Origin of the sequence: Enterobacter sp. MGH 24 (genome assembly GCF_000493015.1) — a bacterium.
GTDB lineage: Bacteria > Pseudomonadota > Gammaproteobacteria > Enterobacterales > Enterobacteriaceae > Enterobacter.
This window is the reverse complement of the sequence record NZ_KI535657.1, coordinates 697,655-712,380: the sequence shown is the minus strand read 5'-3', so window position 1 is coordinate 712,380 and position 14,726 is coordinate 697,655. Positions and strand designations below refer to the sequence as shown.

The 14,726-nt window shown below is 58.8% G+C and carries 17 protein-coding genes; 3 read left to right on the top strand and 14 right to left on the bottom strand.

The features are described 5' to 3' along the window. Nucleotides 1-101 precede the first annotated feature (101 nt). Both dnaG and rpsU read right to left on the bottom strand, forming a co-directional pair. Nucleotides 102-1,847 carry a DNA primase gene (dnaG, locus tag L370_RS18405; RefSeq protein ID WP_023333458.1) on the bottom strand — a complete coding sequence of 582 codons (1,746 nt, stop codon included), beginning with the start codon at nucleotides 1,845-1,847 and terminating at the stop codon, nucleotides 102-104. Nucleotides 1,848-1,962: 115 nt separating this feature from the next. Further along, the gene (rpsU, locus tag L370_RS18410; RefSeq protein WP_001144069.1) at nucleotides 1,963-2,178 is read right to left on the bottom strand and encodes a 30S ribosomal protein S21; all 216 of its coding nucleotides are present in this window, start codon (nucleotides 2,176-2,178) and stop codon (nucleotides 1,963-1,965) included. A gap of 236 nt (nucleotides 2,179-2,414) precedes the next feature. Here rpsU and tsaD point away from each other — a divergent pair, with 236 nt between their 5' ends. Then, entirely contained in the window at nucleotides 2,415-3,428 is a 1,014-nt protein-coding gene (gene tsaD, locus L370_RS18415) for a tRNA (adenosine(37)-N6)-threonylcarbamoyltransferase complex transferase subunit TsaD (RefSeq protein ID WP_023333457.1), read from the top strand. A gap of 72 nt (nucleotides 3,429-3,500) precedes the next feature. Here the strand turns inward: tsaD and ureG are convergent, their stop codons facing one another. From ureG to plsY, 10 genes are all read right to left on the bottom strand, one after another. Next, nucleotides 3,501-4,118 carry an urease accessory protein UreG gene (ureG, locus tag L370_RS18420; RefSeq protein ID WP_023333456.1) on the bottom strand — a complete coding sequence of 206 codons (618 nt, stop codon included), beginning with the start codon at nucleotides 4,116-4,118 and terminating at the stop codon, nucleotides 3,501-3,503. Between the two features lie 9 nt (nucleotides 4,119-4,127). Continuing rightward, entirely contained in the window at nucleotides 4,128-4,802 is a 675-nt protein-coding gene (locus L370_RS18425) for an urease accessory protein UreF (protein WP_023333455.1), read from the bottom strand. Further along, on the bottom strand, nucleotides 4,802-5,341 hold the full coding sequence (locus L370_RS18430; protein ID WP_023333454.1) for a HupE/UreJ family protein: 540 nt from the start codon (nucleotides 5,339-5,341) through the stop codon (nucleotides 4,802-4,804). Before L370_RS18430 ends, L370_RS18425 begins: the two co-directional genes overlap by 1 nt. 9 nt (nucleotides 5,342-5,350) lie before the next feature. Next, nucleotides 5,351-5,809, bottom strand: coding sequence for an urease accessory protein UreE (gene ureE, locus L370_RS18435; RefSeq protein WP_023333453.1), 459 nt, complete (start codon nucleotides 5,807-5,809; stop codon nucleotides 5,351-5,353). A gap of 9 nt (nucleotides 5,810-5,818) precedes the next feature. Continuing rightward, on the bottom strand, nucleotides 5,819-7,522 hold the full coding sequence (ureC, locus tag L370_RS18440; RefSeq protein WP_023333452.1) for an urease subunit alpha: 1,704 nt from the start codon (nucleotides 7,520-7,522) through the stop codon (nucleotides 5,819-5,821). Continuing rightward, nucleotides 7,515-7,829: an urease subunit beta gene (locus tag L370_RS18445; RefSeq protein ID WP_023333451.1), complete on the bottom strand. Its 315-nt coding sequence runs from the start codon at nucleotides 7,827-7,829 to the stop codon at nucleotides 7,515-7,517. The genes ureC and L370_RS18445 overlap by 8 nt, the downstream gene beginning before the upstream one ends. A gap of 10 nt (nucleotides 7,830-7,839) precedes the next feature. Continuing rightward, on the bottom strand, nucleotides 7,840-8,142 hold the full coding sequence (locus tag L370_RS18450; protein ID WP_006811999.1) for an urease subunit gamma: 303 nt from the start codon (nucleotides 8,140-8,142) through the stop codon (nucleotides 7,840-7,842). A gap of 10 nt (nucleotides 8,143-8,152) precedes the next feature. Then, a complete protein-coding gene (locus L370_RS18455; RefSeq protein ID WP_023333450.1) occupies nucleotides 8,153-8,980 on the bottom strand; it encodes an urease accessory protein UreD in 828 nt (275 codons plus the stop codon). 162 nt (nucleotides 8,981-9,142) lie between these two features. Next, entirely contained in the window at nucleotides 9,143-10,609 is a 1,467-nt protein-coding gene (locus L370_RS18460; RefSeq protein ID WP_023333449.1) for an MFS transporter, read from the bottom strand. 84 nt (nucleotides 10,610-10,693) lie between these two features. Beyond that, nucleotides 10,694-11,314 (bottom strand): glycerol-3-phosphate 1-O-acyltransferase PlsY, encoded by a 621-nt coding sequence (plsY, locus tag L370_RS18465; protein ID WP_023333448.1) that lies wholly within the window; start codon nucleotides 11,312-11,314, stop codon nucleotides 10,694-10,696. 107 nt (nucleotides 11,315-11,421) lie between these two features. On the opposite strand from plsY, the gene folB reads away from it, so the two are divergent. Both folB and bacA read left to right on the top strand, forming a co-directional pair. Next, the gene (gene folB, locus L370_RS18470; protein ID WP_023333447.1) at nucleotides 11,422-11,790 is read left to right on the top strand and encodes a bifunctional dihydroneopterin aldolase/7,8-dihydroneopterin epimerase; all 369 of its coding nucleotides are present in this window, start codon (nucleotides 11,422-11,424) and stop codon (nucleotides 11,788-11,790) included. 106 nt (nucleotides 11,791-11,896) lie between these two features. Next, nucleotides 11,897-12,718, top strand: a complete 822-nt coding sequence (gene bacA / locus L370_RS18475) for an undecaprenyl-diphosphate phosphatase (protein WP_023333446.1) — start codon at nucleotides 11,897-11,899, stop codon at nucleotides 12,716-12,718. 10 nt (nucleotides 12,719-12,728) lie between these two features. Here the strand turns inward: bacA and L370_RS18480 are convergent, their stop codons facing one another. Both L370_RS18480 and L370_RS18485 read right to left on the bottom strand, forming a co-directional pair. Continuing rightward, nucleotides 12,729-13,970 carry a multifunctional CCA addition/repair protein gene (locus L370_RS18480; protein ID WP_023333445.1) on the bottom strand — a complete coding sequence of 414 codons (1,242 nt, stop codon included), beginning with the start codon at nucleotides 13,968-13,970 and terminating at the stop codon, nucleotides 12,729-12,731. Between the two features lie 60 nt (nucleotides 13,971-14,030). Continuing rightward, a complete protein-coding gene (locus L370_RS18485) occupies nucleotides 14,031-14,651 on the bottom strand; it encodes a TIGR04211 family SH3 domain-containing protein (protein WP_024906484.1) in 621 nt (206 codons plus the stop codon). Nucleotides 14,652-14,726 lie beyond the last annotated feature (75 nt).

Sequence of the window (14,726 nt, the reverse complement as noted above, 5' to 3'; positions counted from 1 at the left end):
AACCTTTAAAGCGAGGGCGTACTTATATTTTTGCCGCTGCCTCTCAGTGCGGCTGCCGGGGGCTTCCCGATCGATATTCGGCACTTAAGCCGTTAAATTTTTTATTTCTTCGCCAGTTCCTGGTTAATCATCCAGAGCTCCCGGCGTTCTTCGCTGCTTAAGCCGTGCGTCCGCTCGCGAGCTATCAACTCTTCCTGGCGCAACTCAAGCATCGAATCAAACATATGGTTGAGCGAGTCGGTGAACGTTTTTTCTGCAATGTCCTTATCTGCTATATCGTCCCACATCGACAATTTTTCAAGGGTAGCGGCCTCTTTTGTGCCGCGATAATGCTCTAAAAGTTGTCCGGTGGTCAGACCTGGCTGAGACAAACACGTGTTGACCAGTTCTGAAAATAAGCCAAGTCCGGGCAATTTTTCGTGGTTCAAACCCGCCAGCGACGGCACCTGCGGTGCGAGCTCGGGGTTTTGGACCAGCAACCCTATCAGTATACGCATGGTTGTGCGTTTTAGCTGAGGCGCGGGGCGAACCGCGCCGTTTTCAGCCTGTTTAGGCATTAAACGTTCAAGCTGGCTGTCATCCAGAATGCCAAGCTTGTTGCCTAACTCCTGACGCAGATAGATGCGCAGCGTTTCGCCGGGCACCTGGCTGATTAACGGCAGCGCCAGCGTACTGAGCTGCGCGCGCCCGTCAGGGGTACTCAAATCGACCTGCGGCATCAGGCTGTTAAACAAAAACGTGGAGAGCGGCTGAGCCTGCTCCATCCGCGCTTCAAACGCCGCTTTGCCCTCTTTACGCACCAGAGTATCCGGGTCTTCACCGTCGGGCAGAAACATAAAGCGTAGCTGACGGCCGTCGGTCATGTACGGGAGCGCGGTTTCCAGCGCACGCCAGGCGGCGTCGCGTCCTGCGCGGTCACCGTCGTAACAGCAGATGACGTTGTTGGTCACCCTGAACAGCAGTTGAATATGATCGGCGGTGGTGGACGTACCCAACGACGCAACCGCGTAGTTGATGTCGTACTGCGCCAGTGCCACGACGTCCATATAGCCTTCGACGACCAGAAGACGCGGAGGTTCCGCATTATTCTGCTGCGCCTCATAAAGACCGTACAGCTGGCGGCCCTTATGGAAAATATCGGTTTCCGGGGAGTTGAGGTATTTCGGCAGGGCATCACCCAGCACGCGACCACCAAAACCTATCACCCGGCCACGCTTGTCGCGGATCGGGAACATCACCCGTTCGCGGAAGCGGTCGTAGCTTCGTCCCTGGTCGTTAGTGACCAGCATGCCTGCATCGATGAGAGACTTACGATCTTCGCTATTGCCGCCAAAACGCTTTAACACGTTGTCCCAGCCGGGCGGGGCGTAACCAATAGCGAAACGCGCAATGACATCGTCGCTCAGTCCGCGCTTGTTCAGATACTGACGCGCAGGCTCAGCCGCAGAGTGCTTAAGAGACTGTTGGTAAAACGAATTCAGGCCATCCATCAGTTGATACAGCGTTTGCCGTTGATGGCGCTCGATCTGACTTGGGCCACTGCCTGCTTCATACGGCACTTCAAGGTTATGCATCGCCGCCAGCTCTTCGACGGTTTCAACGAACTCGAGCTTGTCGTAGTTCATTAAAAAATCAACGGCATTACCGTGTGCGCCACAGCCGAAGCAATGGTAGAACTGCTTTTCACCGTTTACGGTGAAGGAGGGGGTTTTTTCGTTATGGAACGGACAGCACGCATGGTAGTTCTTGCCCTGCTTTTTTAGCTTTACCCGCGCGTCGATGAGATCGACGATGTCGGTTCTGGCAAGCAGGTCATTGATGAAAACGCGTGGGATTCTTCCGGCCATATGCCCCGTTATTTTTAGTGACTCATAAACGAAAACAAGCCGCGCATTCCTTCCGGAAGCACGGCCTTACGACTATTACTCTGTCTGTCAATTGAGGGCTGAGGCCCTCAACCAATTAGTACAGACGAGTACGGCGTGCGTTTTCGCGAGCCAGTTTCTTCGCGTGACGTTTCACAGCGGAAGCTTTAGCGCGCTTACGTTCGGTCGTTGGTTTTTCATAAAACTCACGACGACGAACTTCAGCCAGAACACCTGCTTTCTCGCATGAACGTTTGAAGCGACGCAGTGCTACGTCGAACGGCTCGTTTTCACGTACTTTAATTACCGGCATGTAACTCTCACCTTTAATAAATTCGGTTTGCCGCTGGCATCAACGCCAGCTTATTTCAAAATGGTGCGGAATTTTACTGCAAATGCTGCTGCTTTGTAAAGCACCGATGCGATTTTGAAAGGGACTTTAATAAGGGTGAGGAGTATACACGAGCCTTCTTCCTGGGGCGAACAAAGTTTTACATCAACCCGCCCAGGCTCTACACTGCGCGGTATTGAAACGAGGTAAAACAAGTCATGCGTGTACTGGGTATTGAAACATCCTGCGATGAAACCGGCATCGCCATTTACGACGACGAAAAAGGGCTTCTGGCCAACCAGCTGTATAGTCAGGTGAAATTGCACGCTGACTACGGCGGCGTCGTACCTGAACTGGCCTCTCGTGACCACGTGCGTAAAACAGTTCCCCTGATTCAGGCGGCGCTGAAAGAAGCGGGATTAACGGCAAAAGAGATTGATGCAGTGGCGTATACCGCAGGCCCGGGCCTGGTTGGCGCGCTGCTGGTTGGCGCGACGGTAGGGCGTTCGCTGGCCTTCGCGTGGGATGTGCCGGCGATCCCGGTTCACCATATGGAAGGGCACCTTCTGGCGCCGATGCTGGAAGAGAATCCGCCTGAGTTCCCGTTTGTGGCGCTGCTGGTTTCCGGCGGCCATACGCAGCTGATTAGCGTAACGGGCATTGGCAAATACGCGCTGCTGGGCGAGTCGATCGACGACGCCGCCGGTGAAGCGTTCGATAAAACCGCCAAGCTGCTGGGGCTGGATTACCCGGGCGGCCCGATGCTGTCGAAAATGGCGTCGCAGGGAACGGAAGGGCGCTTTGTCTTCCCGCGCCCGATGACCGACCGTCCTGGGCTGGATTTTAGCTTCTCTGGTCTGAAAACCTTCGCGGCGAATACGATCCGTAATAACGATGACAGCGAGCAGACCCGCGCCGATATCGCCCGCGCGTTCGAAGATGCGGTGGTGGATACGCTGATGATCAAGTGCAAGCGCGCGCTGGATCAGACCGGCTTTAAGCGTCTGGTGATGGCGGGCGGCGTGAGCGCTAACCGCACGCTGCGCGCGAAGCTCGCCGAGATGATGCAAAAGCGTCGCGGGGAAGTGTTCTATGCCCGTCCGGAATTCTGTACCGATAACGGCGCGATGATCGCTTACGCCGGAATGGTGCGCCTGAATGCGGGCGCGACGTCCGACCTGAGCGTGTCCGTGCGTCCGCGCTGGCCGCTGGCGGAACTGCCGGAGGCGTGAGTTTCTTTGCCCGGTGGCGCTGCGCTTACCGGGCCTACAACACCCACGTGTGCTAACGTGCAATAAACCACCCTACACCCGCAACATTCCTTTCTCTTCCAGAAACGCAATAATCGTCGCTAAGCCGTCACCCGCCTTCAGGTTGGTAAACGTCCACGGACGATCGCCGCGCATGCGGTTGGTGTCGCGCTCCATCACCTCCAGCGACGCACCGACGTACGGCGCGAGATCGGTTTTGTTGATCACCAGAAAATCGGATTTAGTGATCCCCGGCCCGCCCTTGCGCGGAATTTTTTCCCCTTCGGCTACGTCGATCACGTAGATGGTGAGATCCGCCAGCTCCGGGCTAAACGTCGCGCTCAGGTTGTCGCCGCCGCTTTCAACGAAGATCAGATCCAAATTGCCGAACTTCTCGCTTAGCGCCTCTACCGCCGCCAGGTTCATCGAGGCGTCTTCGCGGATGGCGGTATGCGGGCAGCCGCCGGTCTCCACGCCCACTATGCGCTCCGGCTCCAGCGCGCCCGCCTCGGTCAGGATGCGCTGATCCTCTTTGGTGTAGATATCGTTGGTCACCACCGCGAGATGGTAGGTATCGCGCATCGCCTTGCAGAGCGCTTCCAGCAGTGCCGTTTTGCCCGACCCTACTGGGCCGCCCACGCCCACGCGCAGGGGATGTTTGTAATCAGCCATAATGACTCCTCAGGAACGGAATAGTCGTGAATATTGGGTTTCGTGGCGCGCGGAGGCGATGGCGGACAGCGGCGTTGCTGCCCCCAGCGCGTCGTCGCGACGTAAAAATGCCTGTTCAAAACCAGCGGCGTAGTGATCGCTCAGTTCGATAATCAGCTGCTGCGCGGCCTGTTGCCCAAACGGCACCAGCTTGACGCCCGCCATCACCGCGCTCTCTATCCAGCTGTAGCCAATGCTCAGCGCCAGCTCGCGCACGCCAATGCCCCAGCGCACGCCGAGCCAGGCCATGCCGCCGAGCTGGCTTTGCATAAACAGCGGCAGCCATTCCGGCGGACAGTCAGGTTCCCAGCTCTTAATCAGCCGCGTAAACGCCGCTCCGCGGTTGCGCTCCTCTTCGCGCAGCTCGCGCGTTTCCCGGCAGGCGAGCAGGTATGCCGTCCAGCGTTTTGCAAGTGTAAGATCGCGTTGCCCACAGGCCTGATAAAGACGGATAAACAGCGGCAGATCGACGCAGAAAAAACTCTGCTCCATCTGCTGGATTTGCCAGCGTTTAAAGGCCCCGGCATCCGTGACCCAGCCCGCCTCAACGGCCCATTCCAGCCCCTGCGACCAGGTAAACGACCCGACCGGCAGGCTGCTGCTGGAGAGCTGCATCAGGCGCAGCCTCTGGCGGGCGTGCTCCATCAGCTTATCAGCGCCAGCAGGGCGGAGACGATCAGCCCGCCGCCGAAGGTTTTACGCAGGCCGTCGTGACGGCGCAGCAGCAGCCCTGCGGCAAAGCTGGCGCACAGCACCGTGGCGCTGGCGAGCATGAAGCCGCTGGTGAAGAGCCAGAAGCTGTGGCCGGACATCTCCACGCCGTGCGCCCAGCCGTGGAACATCGCCAGAGCCGGTACCGCCAGCAGCAGGCGGTTTTCGGTTTTAAACATCATCACGCCGGATACCGCCAGCGAGGCGATAATCAGCATCTCCATGCCGCTAAAGCCGCCGAGCAGGCTGCCCGCAATGGCGCCGACAAGCATCATCCCGAGGGTGGCTAACGGCAGCAGGAGTTTGCGACCGCTCAGCGCCGAGAGCACGCCCGCGCCGGTCAGCATCAGCAGATGATCGAGCCCGGTCAGCGGGTGGAAGAAACCGGCCTGAAAGCTGTCGGCGCCGTGGCCGGGATGCGCGAGCGCCGGAACGGAAAAAGCCAGCAGTAACAGCGGTAAATACTTGCGCATGATTAATCCTTAATGTGAATGAGCGTGAGAATGGCTGTGGGCATCGCTGGTGTAAGCGCCCGCTTCCGGTTCAAACGGCAGGCTGGCGTAGGTCACGTCCAGCCCGAACTGGCGCAGCATGTCGTCGAGAACGTGGTCGTGGTGATAGCGCAGCTCGCCGGGCATGATCTGCAGCGGCACGTGGCGGTTGCCCAAGTGGTAGCAGGCGCGGGCGAGCAGGAACGGATCGGCGCAGCGCACCACGGACACCGACTCCGGCGCGGCGATCACTTCGATCACCTCGCTGCCGTCGTCGGTAGTCAGCAGGTCGCCCCCGCGCAGCAGCAGGCCGCGCGGCAGCATCAGCCCGGCTTCGCGGCCGTCGTTCAGCGCCACGCGGGCGCGGCTTTTCACCCGCACGTCAATCGGCAGCGTGACGCTGGCGGTAATCGGGTGCGCATGGTCCAGGCGTTGGGTTAAATAGATCATCATCACTCCTCAAAACAGGAAATAGCGTTGCGCCATCGGCAGAACGTCAGCCGGTTCGCTGGTTATCAGTTCACCGTCGACGCGCACCTCGTAGGTTTGCGAGTCGACGGTGATATTCGGCTGCAGGCCGTTGTGGATCATGTCCGCCTTTTTCACCGTCCGGCAGCCTTTCACCACCGCCGTGGCGCTCTGCAGATTGAGCTGCTGCGGGATGCCGTTCGCACTGGCGGCCTGCGAGATAAACGTCAGCCGGGTGGCGTGGCGCGCGGCGCCCAGCGATCCAAACATCGGGCGGTAGTGCACCGGCTGCGGCGTGGGGATCGAGGCGTTGATATCGCCCATCGGCGCGCAGGCGATCATTCCACCTTTGACGATGGTGGCGGGCTTGACGCCGAAGAACGCCGGGGACCAGACCACCAGATCCGCCAGCTTGCCCGCCTCAATCGATCCCACTTCGTGGGCGATGCCGTGGGTGAGCGCCGGGTTAATGGTGTATTTGGCGACATAGCGCTTCACGCGGAAGTTATCGTTATCGCCGGTCTCTTCCGGCAGCGCGCCGCGCTGGACCTTCATGCGGTGCGCGACCTGCCAGGTGCGGATAATCACTTCCCCGACGCGGCCCATCGCCTGCGAATCTGACGAAGTAAGCGAGAACGCGCCGATATCGTGCAGCACGTCTTCCGCGGCGATGGTCTCCCGACGAATGCGGGATTCGGCGAACGCTACGTCCTCGGCGATATCCGGATCGAGGTGATGGCAAACCATCAGCATGTCGAGATGCTCGTCGATGGTGTTCACCGTGTAGGGTAAGGTCGGGTTGGTGGAAGAGGGCAGAATATTCGGGTGCGCGCAGGCGGTGATGATATCCGGCGCGTGGCCGCCGCCCGCGCCTTCGGTGTGGAAGGTGTGGATGGTGCGCCCGGCGATAGCTGCCAGCGTGTCTTCGACAAAACCGGACTCGTTCAGCGTGTCGCTGTGCAGCGCCACCTGAATATCCATTTCTTCCGCGACTTCCAGCGAGCAGTTGATCGCCGCAGGCGTCGCGCCCCAGTCTTCGTGGATCTTCAGCCCGACAGCGCCGGCGGCAATCTGCTCGCGCAGGGCATCCGGGTTGGAGCCGTTACCTTTGCCGAGCAGGCCGATATTCACCGGCAGCGTATCGGCAGCCTGCAGCATGCGGGCGATATACCACGGCCCCGGCGTGCAGGTGGTGGCGTTGGTGCCCGCCGCCGGTCCGGTACCACCGCCAATCATCGTCGTGACGCCGGAGACCAGCGCCTCTTCCGCCTGCTGCGGGCAGATCCAGTGGATGTGGGTGTCGATCCCACCGGCGGTGACGATCTTCCCTTCGGCGGCGATCACTTCCGTCGCGGCGCCAATCGGGATCGTCACGCCGGGCTGAATGTCCGGATTACCGGCTTTGCCGACGGCGAAGATCCGCCCGTTCTTGACGCCGATATCGGCTTTCACGATCCCCCAGTGATCGACGATCAGCGCGTTGGTGAGAACCAGATCCACGCAGCCGTCTGCGGTCATCTGCCCCTGACCCATACCGTCGCGGATCACCTTTCCGCCGCCGAACTTAACCTCTTCGCCGTAGACCGTGAGATCGTCTTCCACTTCGATCCACAGCTCGCTGTCGGCCAGCCGCACCTTATCCCCGGTGGTGGGGCCGAACATATCGGCATACGCCCGGCGTGAAATCTCAGCCATGTTTCACCTCTCCCATCACCTCGCCGCGAAAGCCAAAAATGCGCTGCGCTCCGGTGACCTGAACCAGCGTCACTTCCCGCTTCTGGCCGGGCTCGAAGCGCACGGCGGTACCCGCCGGGATGTTCAGCCGGTAGCCTCTGGTGGCTTCCCGATCGAACTTCAGCGCCGGGTTGACCTCGTAAAAGTGGTAGTGCGATCCGACCTGGATCGGCCTGTCACCGTGGTTTTCGACAACCACGCGTTGGGTTTCACGCCCGACGTTGAGGGCAATGTTTCCGGGCTGGATCTGATATTCACCTGGGATCATCACGCGCTCCTTAGACGATCGGGTTATGGACGGTGACGAGCTTGGAACCGTCCGGGAAGGTGGCTTCGACCTGAATATCCGGGATCATCTCCGGGACGCCCTCCATGACCTGGTCGCGCCTCAGGACGTGGCGGCCCGCCTCCATCAGCGAGGCGACGGTTTCGCCATCGCGCGCGCCTTCCATAATGAAGGCGCTGATCAGCGCAACCGATTCCGGGTAATTGAGTTTTACACCGCGCGCAAGGCGGCGTTCGGCAACCAGCGCGGCGGTGAACAGCAACAGCTTGTCTTTTTCTCTGGGGGTCAGTTCCATAACGTTTCTCTTATGTCTGCCAGATACGCGGCGAACAGGCGGTTTTGGTGGTGAGAAGCGGGCGAAGCGACTGCCAGATATCGCGCATCACCCGCTGGCAAATCAGGTTGTCGTGGGAGAGAAAACGCACCGACAGCAGGTCATCGGTGAGCGTTGCACCCGCATAATTTTCCAGCGGTGCGAGCCGTTCGCGTACCGCGTCGAGATGTTCTTCCCGGGCTGGGTAGAACAGCAGCGTGCCGAACCACGGATGCCCGGCGACGGGCGTGAGATCGCCGTCGCTAAGATGCTGGCGCTCAATCAGGCGCGGCTCATCATCTACCCATACCTCCAGGCGGCTCTCCAGGGTGCCGTGGCTGAAGGTCTCACCGATCACCGGGCGACCCAGGCAGTACAGCTCCCACGCCAGCAGCGTGCTGGAGGCCTTCAGGTGGAAGACGGAGTGCAGCGCGGCATTCGCACCGGGAAAAATAATCGTGTCCTGCGGCAGCCACTCCAGGGTGGAATCTTCATCGAGATAAAAATGCTGGCTCAGACGAGCCTGCGGGCCGCTGCTGCGATAGAACTTGCTGGAACCGGGCATGGTGATAAGCACATGACTTTTGGCGTCCAGCCGAACGGAAATGTCCAGCATATCGCCGCCCACAATCCCGCCGGGCGGGTGCAGCAGGTAAAGGTGGCAGGTTTCCCCTTCGGGGTAAAACGGCCGCTGAACGGTGAGCGGCCCGACGTGGTGGGCGGAGTGCAGGAGGGTTTTCTCAGGGGTGTGACAAAACTGCAGGGCAAGCGACGCCTGCCAGCCTTTATACGTATTATCAGTGACCTGAGCTGCTAACATGCTGCATCCATTTCCACACCGTCGGGGTCGTTTCAGTATGCCCTGGCGGAAATGAAGCCTGTCATATGAGTCGCTTATGGATGGCCTGTAATGTAGGCCGGGTAAGCGCAGCGCCACCCGGCAAGAAAGGCGATGACATTATTAATAACGGGGTTTGCGGGATTACCGATAATCCTCCGCGTCCACATCATACCCGGACGGCTCCCAGCGGATCGCCAGCAGCGAGGCCAGGCCGATAAACGGCGCCAGGGCAATCACCCAGAACACGGCGGTGTCGAGAGACGCAACAAGCAGCGGGAACAAGAACAGCGACAGCGTGGAACTGCTGCGCATCAGCGTCTGGTTGAGACCCACGCCGACGCCGCGCAGCGAGGTTGGGTAGCTCAGCGAGGCAAACGTCATGGTATGCGCGCCCGGGCCAAAGCCCTGACCGAACAGGAAAAGCGCCAGCATCGAAACAGCAAGCACGCCTTCAGAGGCACCTTCCGGTCGACCAATCAGCGCCAGGCCAAGCAATGCGACAAGCTGGCAGGCGTAACCCGCAAGCGACATCCGCCAGGCACCGAAGCGCGGCACGTAGCGGACCGCCAGCAGTCCGCCGACAAAGGCAAACAGCAGGTTAAGCACCAGAGAAATGAGAATGGTGGTGAGCATCGACTGGACAAAGAAGCTGGAGATGATCACCGGCAGACCAAACGCCACGGCGTTATAGGCAAACGATGAGACGACGGACAGCAGCGTGGCGAGCGTCGTGCGCCGCAGATAGATGCCGCGGAACAGGTTCAGATAGTTTGACCATTTCGCTTTATTCACGACGGGGGCTGGCTGGCCGAGCGCGTCCTGCGGCACGTGGGCATTGATGTTATACGACTGGCGTAAAATCGACGCCGCCTCTTTCAGGTTGCCCTGATTCGCCGCCCAGACCGGCGATTCGCTCATATAACGGCTGCGGATGGCGATAATCACCAGCGCGGGCACTGCACCAAAGCCGAGAATCAAACGCCACAGCCAGTCGCTGTGGCTCTCCGGCAGCACGGCGTAGAAGAAAAGCACCAGGAGATACGAGATGCTGATGGCGGCATACCAGGTGGGGCACCACATCGCGACGCTGGAAGCTTTGTTTCCCGGACCTTTCAGCCTGGCGAACTCGCTTAAAAACGCCATCGCCACGGGAAGGTCGATCCCGACCCCAAGCCCCATCACAAAGCGGGCGCCCGCGAGCACATATTCGTTCGGGGCCAGCGCACAGGCGATGGCTGCCACCACGAAGAACACCATATCAGCCATAAAAACGCGGTAGCGCCCGATTTTATCCGTGAGATAGCCGCCGAGCAGCGCTCCGACAATCGCGCCAAAGGTAATCGCCGAGGCCACCATACCGGTACCGGCGGGCGTCAGGTTAAATTCGCGGGTGATGTCTTTAATGCCGAACGCCAGCGCGCCCAGATCGTAGGCATCGAGGAAAATTCCGCCCAGCGCGATACCGACCACGATACGGGCGTTTGTCCGGCCCTGAGAACCGTCATTAACGAGGCGTGATACATCCGATGCGCTGCGCACCCACTGGATGTCGCCATCAGGAGGATTACCTGCCGTTGAAAGGGGAGGGGTGTCTGTGATTTCAGCCATTTTCTTCTTATGTGGTTGTGTTGTGTCCCTAACAGTTACCACAGGCAGAAGGTGACCAAAATCACATTTGGCTATAAGGCATAACTAACTCTTCGGCGCGTCTTTTTTCTTTCTCTTGAGCTTCGTCCAGATTTTGGTCTCCTGCCGCCGCCACAGGCGCTGGATATTGTCGTGATGACGCAGCAGGATAAGACAGGAGAGCATCGACACCGGGAAGGTGAACTGGGGTTTGAACCACCAGACGTAGAACGGGGCGATCAGCGCGCTGACGATAGCGCCCAGCGACGAATAGCCGCTCAGAAGAATGGTCAGAAGCCAGGTTCCGGCCATGACGCCGGTTAAGTCCCAGCCGATGGGCGCAATGGCACCAAAGGCGGTCGCCACGCCTTTACCGCCTTTAAAGCCGAAGAATACGGGCCAGATGTGGCCGACGCAGGCCGCAATCGCAATGAGCCCCAGCCAGAACGGCGTGACGCCCAGCGCATACGCGCCCCAGACGGGTAGCATCCCTTTCAGAACATCAAAAATCAAAACCGCTACGGCTGCTCCCTTGCCGCCAATTCGTAGTACGTTGGTCGCCCCCGGATTCCCGGAACCATTTTCACGCGGGTCAGGTAACCCGGCAATGCGGCAGACCAGAATGGCGCTGGAGATTGAGCCGCAAAGGTAGGCGAGGAGGATCATTCCAGGCGCGATTGCACTCATAACGCTGTTCCGTTTTGAAAATGTATCTGTATTCTCAGCATCTGTGGATAATACGCATAATTCGCCGGAAGTGGTATCCGGTTTAGCCAAAAAGCAGGCAGGTCGTGATGGATATTGTATTTATAGAGCAACTTTCGGTAATCACCACAATTGGTGTTTACGACTGGGAACAGACCATCGAGCAGAAGCTGGTGTTCGATATCGAAATGGGCTGGGATAACCGCAAATCGGCAAAAAGCGATGACGTGAATGACTGTCTGAGCTATGCCGATATCAGTGAAACGGTCATCGCACACGTTGAAGGGCAACGTTTTGCGCTCGTCGAACGGGTGGCTGAAGAAGTGGCAGAATTGCTGCTGAAAAAATTCAACTCACCGTGGGTGCGCATCAAGCTGAGCAAACCGGGCGCGGTGGCGCGCGCCGCCAATGTGGGCGTCATCATTGAGCGTGGCACAAATCTGAAAGGCAAGAATTAACGTCATAATTGCTAAACCAATTTAGGTTATACCGGTCTTAAAGCTGTATCTTTCACGGTAGCCGTTGGGGCGACCGTTTTTTTATATCTTTTTTAGGGGTTTATAGATGAGCGATATGCACTCGCTGCTGGTGGCGGCAATACTGGGTGTGGTCGAAGGATTGACGGAGTTTTTGCCGGTTTCCAGTACGGGCCATATGATTATCGTTGGCCATCTGCTGGGCTTTGAAGGCGATACCGCAAAAACGTTTGAAGTGGTGATCCAACTGGGGTCTATTCTGGCGGTGGTCGTGATGTTCTGGCGTCGCCTGTTTGGCCTGATCGGCATCCATTTTGGCCGTCCGCCTCAGCACGAGGGGGCCGGTAAAGGTCGTCTGTCACTGATCCATATCCTGCTCGGGATGATCCCTGCGGTGGTGCTGGGCCTGGTTTTCCACGACGCCATCAAATCTCTGTTTAACCCGATTAACGTCATGTACGCGCTGGTGGTGGGGGGCTTCCTGCTGATCGCCGCGGAAGTGCTGAAGCCAAAAACGCCGCGCGCGGAAGGTCTGGACGATATGACGTATCGTCAGGCGTTTATCATTGGCTGCTTCCAGTGTCTGGCGCTGTGGCCGGGCTTCTCGCGCTCAGGCGCAACGATTTCTGGCGGGATGCTGATGGGCGTGAGCCGTTACGCCGCGTCAGAGTTCTCGTTCCTGCTGGCGGTGCCGATGATGATGGGGGCTACGGTTCTCGACGTCTATAAGAGCTATCACTTCCTGACGGCTGGCGACATTCCGATGTTCGCCGTTGGCTTCATCACCGCCTTTATCGTGGCGCTGATTGCCATCAAAACCTTCCTGCAGCTGATTAAGCGTATCTCGTTTATTCCGTTCGCAATCTATCGCTTTATCGTGGCGGCTGCGGTGTACGTGGTCTTCTTCTGACCGATGGCCCTCAGTCTTTCGGCTGAGGGCAATGCTTTTCCTTCCAGTCCGACACCGCCTGAATTCGCCGTTTCGTGAGCTCTTCGCGAATTTCCGGTCCTTTGAATCCTGCTTCGACAACGTCCTTTGTGGGCACCGCTTTCGCGACGTCCCAGGCTTTACGCAGTAAACGTCCCTGCGGGTAATCGCACGCTTCAAACCCGGTACGGCCGCGCACGTCCGCTTCGCTGGTGAGCGCGATTTGCTCTACGCGCTGGGGTTTGCGCCAGGCGTCGATGTTATCGAAAAGCTTAACGATGGTGGCTGGTTTCAGGATCGGGAAGGTGTGGATCAGGTCGTGGAACTCGGCCACCAGTTTCGCCAGATCGCGGATCTCGTTCGGCACGCGCAGACGCTGGCACAGCCCCTCGACCAGCTTCACCCCAGCCGGGCCGTGCCCGTGGTGGCGAGGCCAGAATTCCTTTGGCGTTAAGCCTTTGCCGAGATCGTGACACAGGGTGGAAAAGCGGACGTCCACGTCAGGGCTGAGCATGGCCGCCATGCTCAGGGTCATCAGCGTGTGTACGCCGGTATCAATTTCCGGGTGCCATTTTGCCGGGGCAGGTACGCCAAACAGCGCGTCTATTTCCGGGAACAGCGCCTTCAGCGCGCCGCAGTCGCGCAGGACCTGGAAAAAGACCTGCGGGTTGCGCGTGGTGAGCGCATTTTCCGTCTCTTTCCAGACGCGCTCTGGCGTCAGGTGTTCAAGCTCGCCCGCCTCGGTCATGGCGGTCATCAGCGCCATTGTCTCATCGGCAATACGGAAACTGAGATGGGCGTAACGCGCGGCAAAGCGCGCCACGCGCAGCACGCGGAGCGGATCTTCAGAAAACGCCGGGGAAACGTGGCGTAAAAGACGGTTGCGCAGATCGTCCTGACCGCCATAGGCGTCAACGATCTGCCCGTGCTCGTCCTGCGCCAGCGCGTTGATGGTGAGATCGCGGCGCAGGAGATCTTGCTCCAGCGTCACGTCCGGCGCGGCATAGCAGGTGAAGCCCGTATAGCCCGAGCCCGATTTCCGCTCGGTACGCGCCAGGGCATACTCTTCACGGCTTTTCGGGTGCAGGAACACGGGAAAATCGCGGCCTACCTGCTGGTAGCCCGCGTCGAGCATCTCTTCAGGGGTGGCGCCCACCACCACCCAGTCTTTATCTTTGACCGGCAGACCTAACAACGCATCACGTACCGCACCACCGACCAGATAACTCTTCACGCCTGACACTCCCGTTTTCTCTTTTCCAGAATGATACGTAAGTCTGGCAGAGAAGACGAATTAGTTCATCCAGCGGTCTTTACGCTTACGGCTTGGGATCAGATGCGGCAGGACCAGACCCAGCACCAGACCCACGCCCAGCACGCCGCCGCCATACATAAACCACTGCATAATGATGGTGCGCTGTTTGTCGTCGAGCTGCAGATTCGCGGCATTCACCTTCTTCTGCGCGACAATCAGCTCGTTTTTCAGCTTCTGGTTCTCTTCTTTCAGACCGTTAATGACACCGTCGCTTTGCGCCACTTTCTGCTGCATTTCAGCGGTGCGCTGGTTCCAGGTACCGTCGATGTTGTTCAGCTTGTCGGTCAGGGTCTTCACCTGGTTTTCCAGATCCGGAACGCGCGTGCGCAGGCTTGGCACGGTGCTCAGCTCTTTCAGCGGGATCCAGGAAGTACGACCGGTACTGTCGCGAACCTGACCATAGTTGGTGTCCGCGTTGGTCTGTAACAGGGTGACTTCCTCGCCGGCATTCACCGTGCCCACGAGGCGATAATTATCTCCGGGGCCGCTGCGTACCCAGGTGTTCAGTTCGTCAGAAACGTAACGCTTCTCTTCAGCGTGCACTGCGGTTGCGGCGCTAAAAGCGAGTAAAGTAAGTCCAATCAGGCGTAATTTAAGCATCATTAGTCGTTATTTTCATAAATAGTGGAACGATAGTAGTGGCAACAGTGTCTCTACGCAAAGCATTCGTCAGCA